The sequence below is a fragment of the Weissella sagaensis genome, assembly GCF_005405285.1.
In the GTDB taxonomy this organism is placed as follows: domain Bacteria; phylum Bacillota; class Bacilli; order Lactobacillales; family Lactobacillaceae; genus Weissella; species Weissella sagaensis.
Genome location: NZ_BJDT01000010.1, coordinates 1 through 19,037, shown reverse-complemented (window position 1 = coordinate 19,037; position 19,037 = coordinate 1). Strand labels below are relative to the sequence as shown.

Annotated in this window: 13 protein-coding genes; all 13 read left to right on the top strand. The window is 38.3% G+C overall.

Annotated features, from left to right (window positions below):
- The first annotated feature begins 7 nt into the window (after positions 1-7).
- Entirely contained in the window at positions 8-2,530 is a 2,523-nt protein-coding gene (locus FFM55_RS08435) for a YhgE/Pip domain-containing protein (protein ID WP_137600913.1), read from the top strand.
- A 123-nt stretch (positions 2,531-2,653) separates the two neighbouring features.
- Entirely contained in the window at positions 2,654-3,610 is a 957-nt protein-coding gene (locus FFM55_RS08430; protein WP_042494580.1) for a TerC/Alx family metal homeostasis membrane protein, read from the top strand.
- A 227-nt stretch (positions 3,611-3,837) separates the two neighbouring features.
- Positions 3,838-5,418: an amidase family protein gene (locus FFM55_RS08425; protein WP_042494582.1), complete on the top strand. Its 1,581-nt coding sequence runs from the start codon at positions 3,838-3,840 to the stop codon at positions 5,416-5,418.
- Positions 5,419-5,564: 146 nt separating this feature from the next.
- The gene (gene pth / locus FFM55_RS08420) at positions 5,565-6,131 is read left to right on the top strand and encodes an aminoacyl-tRNA hydrolase (RefSeq protein WP_042494583.1); all 567 of its coding nucleotides are present in this window, start codon (positions 5,565-5,567) and stop codon (positions 6,129-6,131) included.
- A gap of 17 nt (positions 6,132-6,148) precedes the next feature.
- Positions 6,149-9,649: a transcription-repair coupling factor gene (gene mfd / locus FFM55_RS08415; RefSeq protein ID WP_137600912.1), complete on the top strand. Its 3,501-nt coding sequence runs from the start codon at positions 6,149-6,151 to the stop codon at positions 9,647-9,649.
- Between the two features lie 4 nt (positions 9,650-9,653).
- Positions 9,654-11,243, top strand: coding sequence for a polysaccharide biosynthesis protein (locus tag FFM55_RS08410; RefSeq protein ID WP_137600911.1), 1,590 nt, complete (start codon positions 9,654-9,656; stop codon positions 11,241-11,243).
- Complete coding sequence (locus FFM55_RS08405; protein ID WP_042494586.1) at positions 11,243-11,521, top strand: RNA-binding S4 domain-containing protein; 279 nt, start codon at positions 11,243-11,245, stop codon at positions 11,519-11,521. The genes FFM55_RS08410 and FFM55_RS08405 overlap by 1 nt, the downstream gene beginning before the upstream one ends.
- A gap of 130 nt (positions 11,522-11,651) precedes the next feature.
- Positions 11,652-12,023 carry an FtsB family cell division protein gene (locus FFM55_RS08400; RefSeq protein ID WP_042494588.1) on the top strand — a complete coding sequence of 124 codons (372 nt, stop codon included), beginning with the start codon at positions 11,652-11,654 and terminating at the stop codon, positions 12,021-12,023.
- Between the two features lie 110 nt (positions 12,024-12,133).
- Positions 12,134-13,108 (top strand): tRNA lysidine(34) synthetase TilS, encoded by a 975-nt coding sequence (tilS, locus tag FFM55_RS08395; RefSeq protein ID WP_042494590.1) that lies wholly within the window; start codon positions 12,134-12,136, stop codon positions 13,106-13,108.
- 95 nt (positions 13,109-13,203) lie between these two features.
- The gene (gene hpt / locus FFM55_RS08390; protein WP_081839349.1) at positions 13,204-13,800 is read left to right on the top strand and encodes a hypoxanthine phosphoribosyltransferase; all 597 of its coding nucleotides are present in this window, start codon (positions 13,204-13,206) and stop codon (positions 13,798-13,800) included.
- A gap of 57 nt (positions 13,801-13,857) precedes the next feature.
- Entirely contained in the window at positions 13,858-15,900 is a 2,043-nt protein-coding gene (gene ftsH / locus FFM55_RS08385) for an ATP-dependent zinc metalloprotease FtsH (protein ID WP_137600910.1), read from the top strand.
- A 106-nt stretch (positions 15,901-16,006) separates the two neighbouring features.
- Complete coding sequence (gene hslO / locus FFM55_RS08380) at positions 16,007-16,900, top strand: Hsp33 family molecular chaperone HslO (protein ID WP_042494594.1); 894 nt, start codon at positions 16,007-16,009, stop codon at positions 16,898-16,900.
- Positions 16,901-17,011: 111 nt separating this feature from the next.
- On the top strand, positions 17,012-18,496 hold the full coding sequence (lysS, locus tag FFM55_RS08375; RefSeq protein WP_137600909.1) for a lysine--tRNA ligase: 1,485 nt from the start codon (positions 17,012-17,014) through the stop codon (positions 18,494-18,496).
- The last annotated feature ends 541 nt before the right edge of the window (positions 18,497-19,037 follow it).

The following is a 19,037-nucleotide window of genomic DNA, read 5'->3' as shown; positions in this document are numbered from 1 at the left end:
AAAAACAATGTTGAAATCAGAGTGGCAATGGCTAAAAGCACATAAATTTTATATGTTAGTTCTTTTTGTTTTATTGTTTGTACCATCAATTTATGCTGTCACTTTCCTAGGTTCATTGTGGAATCCTTATGGCGAAGTCAGTAAATTACCAGTAGCCGTTGTTAATAAGGATAAATCGGTGACTTATGCAGGAAAAAAGTTAACAGTGGGTCATGATTTAAAAGAAGAATTACAAAAATCGGATGCAATGAATTTTAAATTTCCATCAGCAACGGCAGCCCAAAAGGGTCTAGATGATGGTAAATACTACACAGTCATTACGATTCCAAAGAACTTTTCACAAAATGCAACGACATTATTGGATAAACAACCTAAGCAAATGAAATTGCAATATGAAACGAGTTCTGGTCATAGTTTCATTGCTGGTAAGTTATCTGAATCAGGTGCTGAAAAGATTGGCAATCAAATTTCTGGTAAGGTTACAAAAATTTATACTAAGACATTGTTTAAAGAGATACAAAAAGCTGGTAAGGGGATGGATGAAGCCGGTGCTGCTAATAAAAAATTAGCTGATGGTGCTAATACGTTAAAAGATGGTAGTGACCAAGTGACTGCCAACCTTAATAAGCTAGCTGCTAGTTCATTAACTTTCCAGGATGGCGCTAAAACCCTAACACAAGGCGTTGGTCAATATACATCTGCGGTTAGTCAAGCAAGTACGGGAAGTAAACAACTTGCTTCTGGTTTGAATCAAATGAATCAACAGGCGCCAACGTTGATTAATGGTATTGGACAATTAAAGCAAGGAACGCAGCAATATACAGCAGCAGTTGGTAAAGCGGCTCAAGGTAGCCAAACATTGTCAACTGGGCTAAATCAATTAAATCAACAGGTACCAACGTTGCAGACTGGTGTTACACAGTTAAACAATGGTTTGGCAAAGTTAAATAAGCAGATGGTTGATAATGATGTAAAAGGTAATTTAGCCAAAGTTCAAAAAGAATTAACATCATTATCAGCTGTAATTGATGATACACAGGCTGCTTTACCAAATGATCAAGCAATTAATAGTCAATTTAATACGTTGCAGTCAGATATAAAGGCGTTAGAGCAAGCGAATGCAGCTGATCAAGGGATATTAACAAACAATGTGAATGCAGCCATGAATGATGCAGGTATTGAGCTAACAGCAGAGCAAAAGCAAAAATTTGTACAGTCATTGGCAACCAAACAAAGTAACACGCAGACTGCTAAAGTCTTAGCTACAATGACACAACATGCAACCGCATTGCAAGGTAATGTCAGTCAGTTAGTGCAAACAGTTCAAAAGCATCAAGGAACATTAACAGCATTAAATAAGACGCTACAAAATACAGATGTAAAAACAATTAATAATCAATTAACGGCGATGCAACAAGTGCCAGATGCTGTTTCACAACTAGCAGCTGGTTCACAACAGTTAAATGATAAATTACCAACACTAAAGGGTGCTGTTAATAAATTAGCGACAGGTGGTCAAACATTAAATACCGGTTTGCAAACATTACAAGGTAAGTCAGCAACATTGAATAGTAGTGTGGCAACATTACAATCAGGGGCACAAACATTAAGTGGTGGTGTCGGCCAATTAGCTAGTGGTGCTACAGAATTGAATGGTGGACTTCAGACCTTAAATGGTATGAGTGATCAACTAAACAGCGGTGCTAGCCAATTAAGTGGCGGTGCCGGTCAAATTAGTGACGGTTCAGAAAAGCTAGCAAGTGCTGCGCAACAGATGGGGCCAGCTTTGACGAAGATGAACACAGGAAATCAAACCTTAGCGGACAAACTAGCAGATGCCGGTAAGCAAGCTGGTCAGCTTAAGAGTACTAAGGGAACGCTAAAGCAAATGGCTACGCCAGCTAAGTTAGCACATACTGAAAAAGATAAGGTACCTAACAATGGAACTGGTATGATTCCATACATGTTTTCAGTAGGAATGTTCGTTGGTATGATGGCATTGAATTTGATGCTAGATATGTTGACACCACGAACAAAAATATCATCATTGGGTGCGTGGTTCGGTTCAAAGATGGCTATTTTGCTTGGTATTGCAACCTTGGCGCCGATGGTCTTGTATGCGCTAAGCGATTGGGTATTGGGTATGGATCCAATTAATCCAGGGCAAACATTCTTGGTCATGTTACTAACAAGTTATATGGATGCACTATTAGTTACGGCTATCTACATGTGGTTTGGCCGTGCTGGTGCTTTTGTCTCAATGGTTTTGTTGGTTGTTCAACTAAGTGTAGCTGCCGGAACTTATCCAATTGAACTATCAAATAAGTTTTATGAATGGTTACACCCATTGGTACCAATGACTTATTCAGTGAATGGCTTGCGTGAAACAATTATGATTGGTGGTGCAATTAATACTGAACTAATAGTTATCATCAGCGTTGCACTGGTTTCACTACTAGCATTATTTATCTATTTTGTTATCCGTCGTCGTAGTTTTAACACAATGAGTGATCCGGTAACAAAATCATAAAGAAATACGGAATCTGAAACAAATGACTGTTTCAGGTTCTTTTTTGTTATAAAATATAAACTAGTATAGTTCATTATTTGCAATGAATTATTTTGTAATAAAACAAAAAAGGAAGCGTACTAAATGGAAGTTAATATATGGGTTTGGGTTGGATTTTTTGCATTTGTGATTGCGATGCTTGTATTAGATTTGACTGTTTTTAATAAAAAAGGCGAGGTGCCAACTTTTAAAAAGTCTTTGTTACAAACAGCGGCATGGATTGCATTAGCGTTTATATTTGCTGGTGGTGTTTGGTACTTTGCTGGTAGTGGTCATGCCATTGATTTCATTACTGGCTATTTGCTTGAAGAGTCGTTGAGCATGGATAATCTGTTCATTTTTATCTTAGTCTTTGGATTTTTCGGTATTGAAGCACGTTATCAACACCGTGTGCTCTTTTGGGGAGTATTTGGTGCCGTGGTAATGCGTGTCCTATTTATCTTAGGTGGCGCAGCCTTATTGCATAAGTTTGAAGGGTTGATGTACTTATTTGGTATTTTCTTAGTTTATACTGGTATTAAAATGTTCTTCAATAAAAATGAGGATCAAAATTTGGATGACAGTAAAATTATTCAAGTACTACGCAAATTTTTACCTGTTAAAGATGATGTTAGTAAGCCGCATTTTATCGTTAAGGAAAATGGTAAGCATTATGTGACACCATTCTTAATCGCATTAATTTTCATTGAACTTTCTGATCTGTTGTTTGCGGTTGATTCAATTCCGGCAGTATTAGCAGTGACACAAGATACATTTATTGTCGTAACTTCTAACATCTTTGCCGTTCTAGGACTACGTTCATTATTCTTTGCATTATCAAAGTTATTGCCAATGTTCCGTTACATTAAGTACGCATTGGCTGGTATTCTAGCTTTTATTGGGGCAAAGATGTTAATTAATGAAGCCGGCAAAATGTTTGATTGGCAATTTGAAATTTCAAATGTTACATCATTAGTGGTGATTATTGGTTTATTGGCCATTGCAATCATTGCTTCAATTATCAAAACTCGTTGGGAAGACGAGCATAATCAGGCGAAATAGATAAATTAAAATAACTTCAATCCGATTATTATTTGGAATGAGGTTATTTTTTATTGCTGTGATTTAGTTTGTTGCGTCAGTAGTACATATGTGATTACAAAAGAGATTATAACTGGCGTAAAATTAATTTATAGATGCACGATTAAGCATCTTAGTTAATATCAGTATGTGGGATATTGGTAGTGTAGTCATTAAAATAGTAGTTTTAGTTCTTGGGGGGACATAAAATGAATAGCAAAAAAATTCTGAAATTTGCAGTACTTGGGATGGTGTTGAGCGCAGGGATAGGTGTGGTGATGCAAAATCAGCATGTGTATGCCAAGACAGACGTGCTACAACACAAAAAGGTTAATCAGGATGGTATTGATGCTGATGTCTATCGAAAAGCGTCAGCAAGTGAATTGGCTCAGATGATTCGTGATGGTAAAGTCACTAGTCAGCAATTAATTAAGCATGCAATTTCACAAATAAAAGCTGAAAATCCGCAATTAAATGCAGTTATTAGTTTACGTGAGTCAGCAGCATTAAAAGAGTCAGTAGCTTTGAAGGATACGGGGCAACCTTTCTTTGGTGTACCAATTTTAATAAAAGGTCTGGGTCAGCAATTAGATGGTGAATCGAATACCAGGGGGCTAAAAGATCTTAAGGATAATAAAGCAACTGAAACAAGTGACTATGTTAAGAAGTTGCAGTCAATGGGATTTGTGATTATTGGTCAAACTAATTTTCCGGAATTAGGATTAGTAAATATCACAGATTCAAAGTTGAATGGTGTTGCCCATAATCCTTGGCGTCTATCTCGTAATACAGGTGGTTCTTCGGGAGGAGCAGTCGCAAGTGTTGCGGCTGATTTTGTGCCAATGGCAACTGGTAACGATGCGGGTGGTTCGCTTAGAATTCCAGCATCATTTACAGGCGTAATTGGATTAAAACCAACACAAGGGGCAATTACTGGAGATAGCACGGTACCTTCAACGGTTAATTTTGCTAATGCTCGGCAAATTTCAGATTTACAAACTTATTTTAAAGGCATGCAGAATGCTGATCATCCAGAATTGATTAAAGATGCACCCACTGATTTAAAGCAGTTAAAAATTGCTTATTCAACTAAATCACCAGTCGGAACAAAAGTTAGCAAAGATGCTGTTAAGGCAGTGCAACAATCGGTAAAATTTTTAAGGTCGCAAGGTTATACTGTCGTTAAGCATGATGCGCCAGTTGATGGTAAGAAGCTTATGAAGATGTATTATACAGAATCAACACCAACTGGTACGGATGCGAATGAAATGATCAAGGAAAAAACTGGTGAAAACATGCAATTTAAGGATGTTTCTCCTATGACATGGGCCTTGTATCAAGCAGATAAGAAACAGACTAAACAAAGTGAACAATTTGTTACATCCGAAATGGCAAAAGTTAGTCAACAAATGACGGATTTTCATAAGACTTATCCGATCTATTTGACACCGACAACGGCAACACCAGCACCTAAAAATAGTGATCCAGCCTACTTACCTAAATATGTTAAGCAATTAAAGCATATTCAGAATTTAAATCATAAAAAACAAATTCAATTAATTTATGATGCATGGCTTCATGGTTTATCAAAAACACCGTTTACACAGTTAGCGAATGTTTCGGGGGAGCCGGCACTTAGCTTACCAACGTATGTGACAAAGCAAGGATTACCATTAGGTGTACAATTTGAAGCAGATAAGGGACAGGATCAATTGTTGTTACAATTAGGGAAAGAATTCCAAGATCATAATCAATTGCAGTTCTTTGATAGTTATCATGCCAACAAGTAAAATAGTTAAGACTATCAAAATGGCGTGATTTGGGTTAAAATTTATAGTCATTAAGTAAAAATAAATAACGTATTTGGGTGGGGGCTAAATCAGCCTCGACCCATTTCGTGCGTTAGTTAAAATGAAACAGTGAGGTTAAAAGCAAAATGAAGATGATTGTTGGTTTGGGTAATATTGGTAAAGAATATGATAAAACACGTCACAATATTGGCTTTATGACGGTGGATGTCTTGGCAGATAAGTACCAAGCAACATTTAAGCAAGACGGCCAACATCATGCATTTGTGGCAGATGTACGGATTAATAATGAAAAAGTTTTATTAGTAAAACCAACGACCTATATGAATGATTCTGGAGATGCTGTTCGTCCATTAGTTGATTACTATAAGTTAGATTTAGCTGATTTATTGGTTGTTCAAGATGATATGGACATGGATCTAGGTCGACTACGTTTACGTCAAAAAGGCTCTGCCGGTGGACACAACGGGATTAAAAGTATTGCAAATCAATTAGGGACACAAAAATTTAATCGTCTAAAGTTTGGTATTGGTCATCCAGCGCATGTTCATCAAGCAGTGGTGGATTATGTATTAGGACATTTTGGTCAGGATGAGCAACCCGATTTGTTGTCAGGACTAGATCAAGCAGTTGAAATTTTCGAAGGATTTGCTGCTGGTAAAGAAATGCCAATCTTGATGAATCAGTTTAATTAAAAGGATAAATAGGCGTTATGGAGTTAACGGAATTTTTACAACAAGATAAAGACTTACAGCAATTAGCAACTGGGCTGAAGCACGGTGGTCGTCATTTAATGACGGGTATTTCGGGGACAGCACGAACGGTTTATTTGGCTGCGCTACAAAAGAAAACGCAGCAACCAATGGTGATTGTGTCAGATAGTCAATTTCATGCTGATCAATTGACCGAAGATTTACAAGCGCTACTAGGTGATGAGCATGTCCGATCATTTCCAGCAGAAGAAAGTATCGCTGCAGAATTATCAGTGACATCCCTAGATACTCGCCTAGCCCGTGTTCAGGCCATGCAATTACTATTGACGGATCCGCAAGCAGTAGTGGTGACGGGCATTGCAGGTGCACAACGTTATTTGCCAACGGTTGATGCATTTAAAAAGGCACAAATCACGATTGACTTTGATCATGAATATGAACTAAATCAATTAGAAATGCAATTACATCAAATGGGATATCATCGAAATTCTACAGTTGAGCAACCGGGTGAATTTGCAATTCGTGGATCAATTATTGATGTTTACCCATTAGATGTTGGTAATCCAATCCGGTTGGATTTTTTTGATACGCAACTAGATTCAATGCGTTCTTTTGATGCGGAAACACAGCGCAGTATTGATAATTTGGATAGTTTAACTATTTTACCAGCAACCGATTTGATCATTGATGATGAAGAACGTGGACAAGCTAAAACGCGTCTTGAGTTAGCGATGACGAAATATCGTGATTCATTGGAAGGGGCCGATAAACGTCACTTAACGGAGGCGATGACACCATTGCTAACTACTTTAGCTGATGGTCAATTATTGCCGGATATTCGTGCCTATCTACATTTTTTGTATCCAGATGCAGTCAGTTTATTTGACTATCTACCAGAAAATGGGGTTGCGGTATTTGATGATTACCCACGCGCTGTGGAAAATGCTGCCCAAATGCGCTTAGATGACACCAATTGGTGGGCAGATAAATTATCAAAGCAGCAAGTATTACCAGTTGATGATTTTGGTTGGACTCTAACCGATCAGGCTCGCGATATTCAGCAAACCAGTTTAGTGTTATCACCATTACAACGAGGCATTGGGCAGTTACGACAAACCAGTTTAACAAATGTGACCGTTCGCCCAACACAACAATTTTTTGGGCAAATGCCACTGTTAAAGGGTGAGGTTGATCGTTGGCAAAAGCAAAATATGACGATTGTTTTCCTTACCAATTCAACTGAGCGTCAAGTTAAATTAGTTCAGACATTAAATGATTTTGGTGTCAAAATTAATCAGGTAGCTGTTGATGGTCTAACAGATGGTCGAACACAATTAACAACATTACCCTTGAGTGCAGGTTTTGAGCTACCAATGCAAAAGTTGGTTGTTTTAACCGAAAAAGAATTATTTCAACAAGTACGTAAACGAGCGCCGAAACGACAAACGTTATCAAATGCAGAACGGATTAAGAGTTACAATGAGTTAAAGCCGGGTGATTACGTTGTGCATGTTAATCATGGTATTGGTATCTATGAAGGGATGCAGACGATTGAAAATCGTGGTGTTAAACAAGATTATATTACGATTGGTTATCAAAAAGGTGCAAAGTTGTTTATTCCGGTTACACAGTTAGATTTAGTGCAAAAGTATGTTGGTGCTGCTGAAAAAGCCCCCAAGATTAATAAGATGGGTGGCCCTGAGTGGCAACGGGCAAAGGCTAAAGTTGCTAAAAAAGTTGAAGATATTGCAGACGATTTATTGGCATTATATGCAGAACGCGAAATTAAAAAAGGTTATGCTTTTGCCCCCGATGACGATGCCATGCATAATTTTGAAGAGGCGTTTCCTTATCCTGAAACACCAGATCAAATTCGGTCTATAAAAGAGATCAAAGCTGATATGGAAAAGGTGCGACCAATGGATCGTTTATTGGTTGGCGATGTTGGGTTTGGGAAAACTGAAGTTGCGATGCGAGCTGCTTTTAAAGCGGCACATGAAGGTAAACAGGTTGCGATGTTGGTACCAACGACTATTTTGGCACAGCAACATTATGAGTCATTTATTAATCGTTTTGAAGGTACTGATTTAAAAATTGCGGGGATGTCGCGTTTTCAAACGCCTAAGCAAAAGAAAGAAATCAAAGCTGGTTTAAAAAATCACACCATTGATATTGTCATTGGGACACATAGTTTGTTGGCTAAAGATGTGGTTTTTGGTGATCTTGGGCTGTTAATTATCGACGAAGAACAGCGCTTTGGGGTTAAACATAAAGAGCGCCTTAAAAGCTTACAAACAAATGTCGATGTTTTGACGTTAACTGCGACGCCAATTCCAAGAACATTAAATATGGCCATGGTTGGTGTGCGAGACCTGTCGGTAATTGAAACACCGCCAGCTAATCGTTACCCAATTCAAACGTATGTTATGGAACAAAATGGTCGCGTTATTGCAAATGCTGTTGAACGAGAAATGGCCCGAGGTGGTCAAACATTCTATTTGCATAATCGTGTCGCTGATATTGAAAAGGTCGCCGGGATGATTCAAAGTTTGGTTCCGGAGGCCCGAGTTGCCTATATTCACGGGCAAATGACGGAAGCCCAGATGGAGGGTATTCTGGTCGATTTTATTAATGGTGAGTATGACGTCTTAGTTACGACAACTATTATTGAAACGGGTGTGGATATTCCAAACGCTAATACGTTATTTGTTGAAAATGCTGATTACATGGGCTTATCACAACTTTATCAGTTGCGTGGTCGTGTGGGACGTTCACATAATGTGGCCTATGCCTACTTTACGTATCCAGGAACGCGTTCTTTGAATGAAGAAAGCGAAAAGCGATTAACAGCTATTCGCGATTTTACAGAATTAGGTTCTGGGTTCAAAATTGCGATGCGTGATTTATCAATTCGTGGTGCGGGCGATTTGTTGGGACAATCACAACACGGTTTCATTAATACTGTGGGGTATGATTTATATACGCAAATGCTTCAAGAAGCGGTGGCTGCAAAACAAGGTAAACAGGTTAAACAAGTGGATTCAGAGTTGGATTTGCAGGTTGAAGCATATTTGCCATCAAGTTATGTTGCTGATGGCCCACAAAAAATTGATTTATATCAACGTATTCGTAAGGCAAACAAAGCGGAACAGTTTGCAGAAATTACAGATGATTTAGTTGATCGTTTTGGTGATATACCGGCAGCGGCTAGTCGCTTGTTAGAAGTATCTAAGCTAAAGGCGCTAGCTGATCAGCTAGGTATTAAGCAAATCAAACGAACGATTAATCAACCAGAATTGGTGATGATTAATTTTTCTCAAGAGGCAACGGTTACAGCACAACAAGTTAAACAGGCGAGTGCCTTGACGAAAACACGCGGACAAATTAAAGTAAATGAACCCGTTTTATTTGCCATGGCAATTCAGCCTAAGCAAACAGACGATGATTGGTTAGAAAACTTAATGCAGTTTTTGACGGCATTATTACCAAAAAAGGACTGAGCATATGCGTAAAAGTGGTCAAAATTTAATGGTAGGCGCTGGTATTTTAACCTTAGCAGGAATGAGTGCGAAGTTATTGAGTGCTGTATATCGTATTCCATTTCAGAATTTAGTTGGTAATACTGGTTTTTATGTGTACCAACAGGTCTATCCTATTTATGGTATTGGCGTCGTGTTAGCCTTAAGTGGTTGGCCAGTATTTATTTCAAAAATCATTACTGAACAACCTGATGAAGCACATCAACAATTAGTTGCTAGGCGGTTGTTTTGGTGGTTGCTGTTCATTAGTTGTGGGTTATTTATTTTGGTTTATGGTGGGGCACCAATATTAGCATTGGGAATGGGTGGCAATTTAAAATTGACGCCAGTTGTCAAAGCGGTCGCGTGGATGTTTTGGTTTATGCCATTTTTGGCAGTTGGCCGTGGCTTTGCACAAGGGCAACTTAATATGATGCCCACAGCAATTTCACAAATTATTGAACAAATTGCACGCGTGGCAATTATTATTGCGATTGCGTGGTATGGTGTTTCGGCTAAATGGTCTGTCTACACAATTGGTACCTGGGCGATGGCTGCCGCTGCTGTTGCTGCTGCTGCTGCAACGTTGTATATGACGAATATTGTGAAATCAATTTGGCGGACCCCGACTACAAAATCTGTTAAAAAAGATAAATCAATTGGCTGGTTTAGAATTTTTCGTCGCCTTTGGAATGAAGGCAATTTATTGGCTATGTTAGCCGGATTATTGGTGCTATTACAGCTAGTAGATTCATTTTCAACTAAAGGATTATTAGAAATTCATGGTCTAAGTACGCAAGCAGCTGAATATGCTAAGGGTGTATATGATCGTGGCCAACCACTGGTGCAATTGGGGATGGTTTTAGCAACAGCGATTAGTACTTCATTGTTACCAGTTTTACGAAATCATGTTGTCCATCATGAACAAAAAGAATTTGTTAATGATTTTCAAATGATGTTTCGCTTATCGCTGATATTATCAGGAGTAGCAACGTGTGGGTTAATGGCAGTGATGCCGGTTGTTAATCAAGTATTGTTTAGTACACGTGAAGGTAGTCATGCCTTGATTGTATTTGTATTAACTGTCATACCAGCCACCTTAATTTTAATTGGTACAAGTGTTTTACAAAGTTTAAATAAAACACGAGGAATAAGCTGGTTAATTATTTTAACGATGGTTATTAAATACGGGTTGAATATCTGGTTAGTACCAAAATATGGCATCATCGGTGCTTCATGGGCCACGATGCTATCGTTATTGCCAATGTTATATATTGTGATGCATCGTTTACCTAAAACGGTGTGGCAACAATGGCATGCACCATACTGGTGGTTGAAGTTTATGATAACTTTGCTTGGTGTGTTAGTCAGTGCTGGTGGATGGTGCAAAATTAGTGACATTTTTATAGGATCATCGCGTTTAGCCAGTTTAATAATCCTGATTATTGCTATATTAATTGGTATAATAGTATTTATCATAATGCTATGGCGATTACGATTACTATCAGTAGCAGAGTGGTATGCTTTGCCTAAAGGATATAAAATATATAATTTTTTGGAAAGAAGAAACAAATAATGCGATTAGATAAATACTTAAAAGTAGCACGTTTGATTAAACGTCGATCAGTAGCGAAAGATATTGCAGACCAAGGACGGATTGATATTAATGGCAAAACAGCCAAGTCATCTAGTGATGTTAAAAGTGGCGATGAATTAACGATTCGTTTTGGAAATAAAACGACAACCATTGAAATTGAACGAATTGTTGAAACAACGAAAAAAGATGAAGCAGAACATATGTATCGAATCGTTTCTGAGACATATGCACAAGATTTTAGTAATAATAGTAAATAACGTAACGCTCTGTTATGTTTTTATATAAAATCATTAAGAAACGTTAATGAGAGTTAAGAATATTTAAGTTTAGCGTTAAAGTTAGAGTGATTAGAGATTACTTTTGTGTTGTTTTTGGGAGGCTGATGATATGAGAAAAGTTAGAAAACAATCAAATATTGAGCCGTTAAATACTGCCGGAAAACAACATATGCATTTTCAAATGCGCCAAGAGCAATATAGTCGATGGATTCACTGGCGACGTCGAGGCATTGCTGTAATTGCGATGTTAATTATTACCGTATTGGCGATGATTAATTTATATGGTCAACAAACCAAATATACAAATGCCTCAGCTGGATTACAACAGACTAATAAAGCTTTGATTAACGCTAAGCAAAATAATGCGGATCTAAAACAAGAAGTGCAAGATTTGCATGATGATAGTTATTTGCAAAAATTAATCCGTGAAAAATATATGTACACAAAAGATAATGAAATTGTGTTCAATATGCCAAATTAACGATATTAATGATCAGCAGACTTACATATTAGCGTAAGTCTGTTTTTTATATGCTGGTAGATTTTGTCATATAATAAGACTAATCAAGTAAAGATAATGGAGTATATCGTATGAAACCAAAAGTTTTGCGAGCTAATTTGATCCGTAAAATTCGTGAACAACAATTATTTAACGCCAATGATCATGTGTTAGTAGCCGTGTCAGGTGGACAAGATTCGTTACGGTTACTACGGTGGTTGACAGAAGGCGATTTACCTCAAGATATTCAACCTAAAGTCAGTGCTATTTATATTAACCATCAACTAAGACAAGATGCGATGCAAGAAGAAACCTTTGTACGACGCGTGTTATCCAATACGCCCAATTTAGTAGTGCGGGCAATAGAAAGAATCAATTGGGATGAAGTGCCAACGATCTCTGTTGAAGAACAAGCACGCGATAGACGCTATCAAACCATGTTTACGGTCGCCAATAAAATTAAGGCCAATATGATTGTCACGGCACATCATCGTGATGACCAGGCTGAGACGATTTTATATAAGTTAGCGCGTGGTAGTCGTTTGGATCAACTTACGGGGATGCCTGCTAAACAAACGCTAACGAATCATTTACAATTGGTGAGACCGTTTTTAGATCTTTCAAAAGTAGAATTACAAGGTTTGGTTAAAGAGCCTGTGCAAGAATGGATTGATGATTACACTAATGATGATCAAAAATATGCGCGTAATCGATTACGACATGCCATCATTCCTGATTTACAACAGATTAATCAACAAGCAATGCCACATATTATTGATTTTGCTGAGGAACTAGCGGCATTACAAGCATTGGCTGCTCCGCAAATCACACAATACGTAGCTGATTTAGAGCAAGGTCATTTAGACTGGGAATTGCCAACGTCTCAATTGGTGTTAGTGTTACAAAAGTGGTTGCAAAAGTATCAAATATTAGATGTAAAAAATCGTCAATTAGAGCAGGCGGTGCAATTAATGAAAAATAAAAATATTGCAACCGGAACAGTTCATTTACAGGGTAATAACCTACTTGTTAGAAGTCATGAAAATTTACAATTATTAAAAGGGTAAAATTATTGGTTATTGACTAAACATTTAAGGCTAAACATGTTATTCTTAAAGTTATGTAACAGTAGGGGAATCAAGATTTAGGAGATTAACAAAACATGAACCAACCAGATATGAATAATGATATCGAACGGGTATTGTATAGCGAAGCAGAAATTGCAAAAGCTGCAAAACGAGTAGGTGAGCAATTAGCTGCTGACTACGAAGGTCAAACGCCGATTATTCTATCAGTACTTAAAGGTGCTGTTTTGTGGACCGTTGATGTTATGAGACATATGCAATATGCAGAAGTTGAATTCATCGATGTTTCTAGTTATAACGGTGGTATCGCCTCATCAGGAAGTGTTGATTTGGTAACAGATTTACAAACTGATATTGCAGGTCGTGATATTATTATCATGGAAGATATCGTTGATACTGGTCGATCATTAAAGTTTATGGTTGAGTTATTAAAAGACCGTGGTGCAAAATCAGTAAAAACGGCTAGTTTGTTGGACAAAAAAGATGGTCGCGTTGTGGAAGCAACGGTTGACTATGTTGGCTTTGATGTACCAAAAGCCTTTGTGGTAGGATATGGGCTTGATTACAAGCAACTATATCGTAATCTACCATATGTGGGCGTTTTGAAACGTGAAGTTTATGATCCACAACATGCTGATATGGTTGACACGGTAGACATCACACCAAATCATTAAGCTAGTACATTATATGAGGTAGTAACTGCTATTACTACCTGTTCTTGGGAGGAATTGATGAAAAACCAACGAAACGGAAATTTTGTCCGAAATAGTTTGTTTTACGTAATTGTAGTCCTAGGTATTATGGGTTTGATTTATTGGGTAGCTGGGCCCACGCAGACTTCAAATACAAAGACTATTTCTACGTCAACATTCATGACGGAATTGCGTGACAAAAAGATTGATAAAGTCACGATTCAACCTGGCGATGGTGTCTATGACATTAAGGGTGAATACAAAAAAGCACAATCTGATAAAGATGCTAACAATGATGCATTTACTTCACTATTAGGTGGTAGTTCAAAGAAAGCTAATTCTTTTGAAACCAAGTTGGTTGGGAGCGATAATATTGTTGCTGATGTCCAAAAGGCTGCAGATGCTTCAAAGACAGACGTAACGACAAAACCACAACCTTCTAATTTCTGGGGTACACTTGCAGTAACCATGTTGCCATTACTTTTGATGGTCGGATTATTCTACCTAATGATGGGTGGTATGAATCAAGGCGGTCAAGGTGGTCGTGGTAACATGATGGGTATGGGAAAATCAAAAGCTAAGGCTGCTGACCCATCAGAAAACAAGAAGCGTTTTGGCGACGTTGCTGGCGCTGAAGAAGAAAAGCAAGAATTGGTCGAAGTTGTTGAATTTTTGAAAGATCCTAAGAAATTCTTGAAGTTAGGTGCCCGTATCCCGTCGGGTGTTCTACTAGAGGGACCTCCCGGAACTGGTAAGACTTTGCTAGCCAAAGCCGTTGCCGGTGAAGCTGGTGTGCCATTCTATTCAATTTCTGGATCAGACTTCGTTGAAATGTTCGTTGGTGTTGGGGCAAGTCGTGTTCGTGACTTGTTTGAAAACGCTAAAAAGTCTGCACCATCAATTATCTTTATTGATGAAATTGATGCAGTTGGACGTCAACGTGGTAACGGTATGGGTGGTGGTCACGACGAACGTGAGCAAACGCTGAACCAAATGTTGGTTGAAATGGATGGATTCGAAGGTAACGAAGGGGTTATTGTGATGGCGGCTACCAACCGTTCTGACGTTTTGGACCCTGCCTTGCTTCGTCCTGGTCGTTTTGATCGAAAGATTTTGGTTGGCCGTCCTGACGTTAAGGGTCGTGAAGCTATCTTAAAGGTTCATGCTAAGAATAAGCCATTAGACTCAAGTGTTGATTTGAAAGAAATTGCTAAGCAGACTCCAGGATTCGTTGGAGCTGATTTGGAAAACTTGTTGAATGAATCAGCTTTGTTAGCTGCACGTCGTAATAGTAATACGATTACAGCTAAGGACTTGGATGAGGCTGAAGATCGTGTGATTGCAGGACCTGCTAAGAAGGATCGTGTGATTTCAGCTAAGGAACGTAATACTGTTGCGTACCACGAAGCAGGACACGCTATTGTTGGTCTTGTCTTAAATGAAGCACGTGTTGTTCATAAGGTAACGATTGTGCCTCGTGGTCGTGCCGGCGGATACGCAATTATGCTACCACGTGAAGACCAAATGTTGATGAGCAAGACTGATGCTATGGATCAAGTTGCTGGTTTGATGGGTGGTCGTGCTGCTGAAGTATTGCTATTCAATCAACAATCTTCAGGGGCATCAAACGACTTTGAGCAGGCTACTGGTATTGCACGTGCGATGGTAACGCAATATGGTATGTCTGATAAATTAGGAATGGTTCAGTTGGAGAAGGATAATGGCCCACAATATGGTCAACCATTATATTCAGATACAACGTCGCGCCTAATTGATGAAGAAGTTCGACACATTACAACGCAAGGGTATGAAACAGCATGTGACATTATTCTACGTTATAAGGATCGTCATGAAGCAATTGCACAAGCATTGTTAGAATATGAAACATTGGATGAAAAGCAAATTTTGAGCTTGTTCAACACTGGTAAAATGCCAGAAAATGAGAACGAAGCAAAAAAAAATGATGGTACACCAATGTCATACGAGCAAGCAAAGCAAGCAGCAAATGACAAGCTAACAGAAGATGAAGCAGCAGCTTCATCAGAAGAAACGACAACGTCAGATGATGACGATAAAGCTTAATGTTTAATAAACTAAAAGAGTTTAGGGAGCTGCTCCCTAGGCTCTTTTTTTATATACTCTGTGTTACACTTGATAACGGGAAACAAATAGGAAAAGGAAAGATATTATGGCAGATAAATTAGTACGTGCGATTACGACAGATGGTAAGTTTCGTGCAATTGCAATTGATGCAACTGAGATGATAAAAGAAGTCGCAACATTTCATGATGCGACACAACTTGGCACAACAATCTTAGGACGTGCATTAATTGGTTCTTTGATGATGTCAAACGCAATTCTTAAAGGAGAAGAACGTTTAGCAGTTAGTATTGATGGTCAAGGCCCTGCTGGTAAAATTGTTGTTGAATCATCAGCACAAGGAGAAGTTCGTGGTTATGTAACCAATCCGCAAGTGACGTTGCCATTAAACGTTAAGCAACAACCTGATGTTGCAACTGCAGTTGGTGTGGACGGCTTTTTGACAGTCACAAAGGACTACGGGACCAATGAACCTTTCACAGGTAAAGTTGCTTTGGCAACAGGTGAAATTGGAGACGATTTAACTTATTATATGGCCAAGTCAGAACAAATTCCGTCAGCGGTTGCAGTTTCTGTATTAGTTGATCCAGATGGTAGTGTTGTGACAGCTGGTGGTTTTATGGTATCAACGCTACCAGATGCCACAAATGAAGATATTGAACAATTAGAAACCCGCTTAGCAAATTTTCCAGCTATTTCAACTCAAATGATGGAAGGGTACACGCCAAGTGATTTATTACAAAACTTATTTGGTGCTGAAGAATTGCAGGTTTTGACCACAACTGAAGTGTCATTGTATCCAGCGATTACTAGACATGAGTATGCACGTATGCTAGCGACGTTACCGTTAAGTGAATTGCAAGCAATTTTGGCTGAAGATCATGGTGTTGAAATTGTTGATCGTTTTACTGGCAAAGTTATCAATTTTGATGAAACGCAATTGCAAGCAATTATTGCAAGTAAAGATGCAAGTGGTTTATAAAAAGTAGCAGTTCGGACTTGCAAAATGTGTTGAATATTGGCAAACTTATAGATATGTATGGTAGAAACCAATTACGAATTAATTAATGAAAAATGAGGCAGGGATAGAAGAATGGCTGATCAACAAGTGTCATTAAATGACCAAATGATCAAGCGTCGTGAAAAAATGACCGAACTGCGCGAAGCAGGCATCGATCCATTTGGTCACCGTTTTGATCGGACACATATGGCATCAGAATTACATGCATTGTATGATGATGTTTCAGGCGAAGATTTGGAAGCACAAGCAAATGAAGTAACGATTGCTGGACGAATGATGACTAAGCGTCGTTCAGGTAAAATCAGTTTTGCTGATATTAAGGATCGTTCTGGACGTATTCAAGTATTCGTTCAAAAGCCAATAGTTGGTGAAGAAGTATATGATTGGTTTAAGAAGTCTGATTTGGGTGACTGGCTTGGCTTTAAAGGCACAATGATTAAGACACGTGCTGGTGAGTTATCATTGAGCGTGACTGAAATTGTTCACTTGTCAAAAGCTTTGCGTCCATTGCCTGACAAATTCCATGGTTTAACTGACGTTGAGACGAAATATCGTCAACGTTATTTGGATTTGATTGCAAACGATGATTCATTTGAGCGTTTCCAAAAACGTTCAAAGATTATTTCAGCTATTCGTGCCTACATGGATGGGGATGGTTTTACGGAAGTTGAGACACCAATGTTGCAAAATGCTGCTGGTGGTGCTGCTGCACGTCCGTTCATCACGCATCATAATGCTTTGAATATTGATTTATACATGCGTATTGCTTTAGAGCTACACTTAAAGCGCCTAATCGTTGGTGGTATGGAACGTGTATATGAAATTGGTCGTGTCTTCAGAAATGAAGGAATGGATCCAAAACACAACCCTGAATTTACTGTTATGGAGTCATATGCAGCATTTTGGGACTTGGGCGATGTAATGACTGAAACAGAAAACATCTTTAAAGCAGCTGCAAAAGTGGTGGCTGATGATATGATGATTACTTATCAGGGAACAAATATTGATTTGGCAAAGCCTTTTGCTCGTAAGCATATGGTTGATTTGATCAAAGAGAAGACTGGTGTTGATTTCTGGCAAGATTATTCCCTTGAACAAGCTCGTGCAATTGCAGACGAAAAAGGGGTTAAATATGAACAATACTGGGGTGTTGGACATATTATTAATGAATTCTTTGAGGATTTTGTTGAAGAAACATTGATTGATCCAACCTTTGTTTATGGCCACCCAGTTGAAGTTTCACCACTAGCTAAGAAAAGCGATGATGATAAACGTTTTGCACAACGTTTTGAGTTGTTTATTTCAGGTGGTGAATATGCCAATGCATTTACGGAGTTAAACGATCCAATTGATCAACGTGAACGTTTCGAAGCGCAAGCAGCTGAACGTGATGCTGGTAATGACGAAGCTGAAGGTATTGACGAAGACTTTATTGAGTCATTAGAATACGGTATGCCGCCTACTGGTGGATTGGGAATTGGAATTGATCGTTTGGTTATGTTACTAACTGATGCTGATTCAATTCGTGATGTTTTGTTGTTCCCAACGATGCGTTAATCAAACTGAATGTAAAAAAACATGTTTCAAAAGGTGTTATATTAGGATTTTGTGTCTAAGTAGGACGACAATCTACCATGGATAATGGTTAGATTGTCGTCCTTTTTCATATCAGTAAAGTGGTTTTGAGGAGTAGTTTGTTGCGTTGCGTTATTCTGATGCTAATTCTTTTTTAAATAAGATGATATAAAATGTGAATTAGGGGTTGCATTATGCTGTGTATAGTCGTATTATATAAAAGTTGGCTTTGAGGAAAGATTTTAAAAATCAATTCAAAAAGCATCAAAAAATATCTAAAATACAGTATTGACATTCACAAAAGTATACTGTAATATAGATTAAGTTGTGACGCACAACGGATTGATTATTTAATCTTAAAATTAGTTATTGACAAGCGTTTTGCTTGATGATATACTGATTAAGTTGTCAGCGAGACAGCAATGTAGGTCATTGAAAACTGAATATCGTTTCGATAGAACAAATGTGTAGGGTCTTCAAGCATTATGCTTGAAACAAAAACATTTGCGAAGTCAATTCGCTA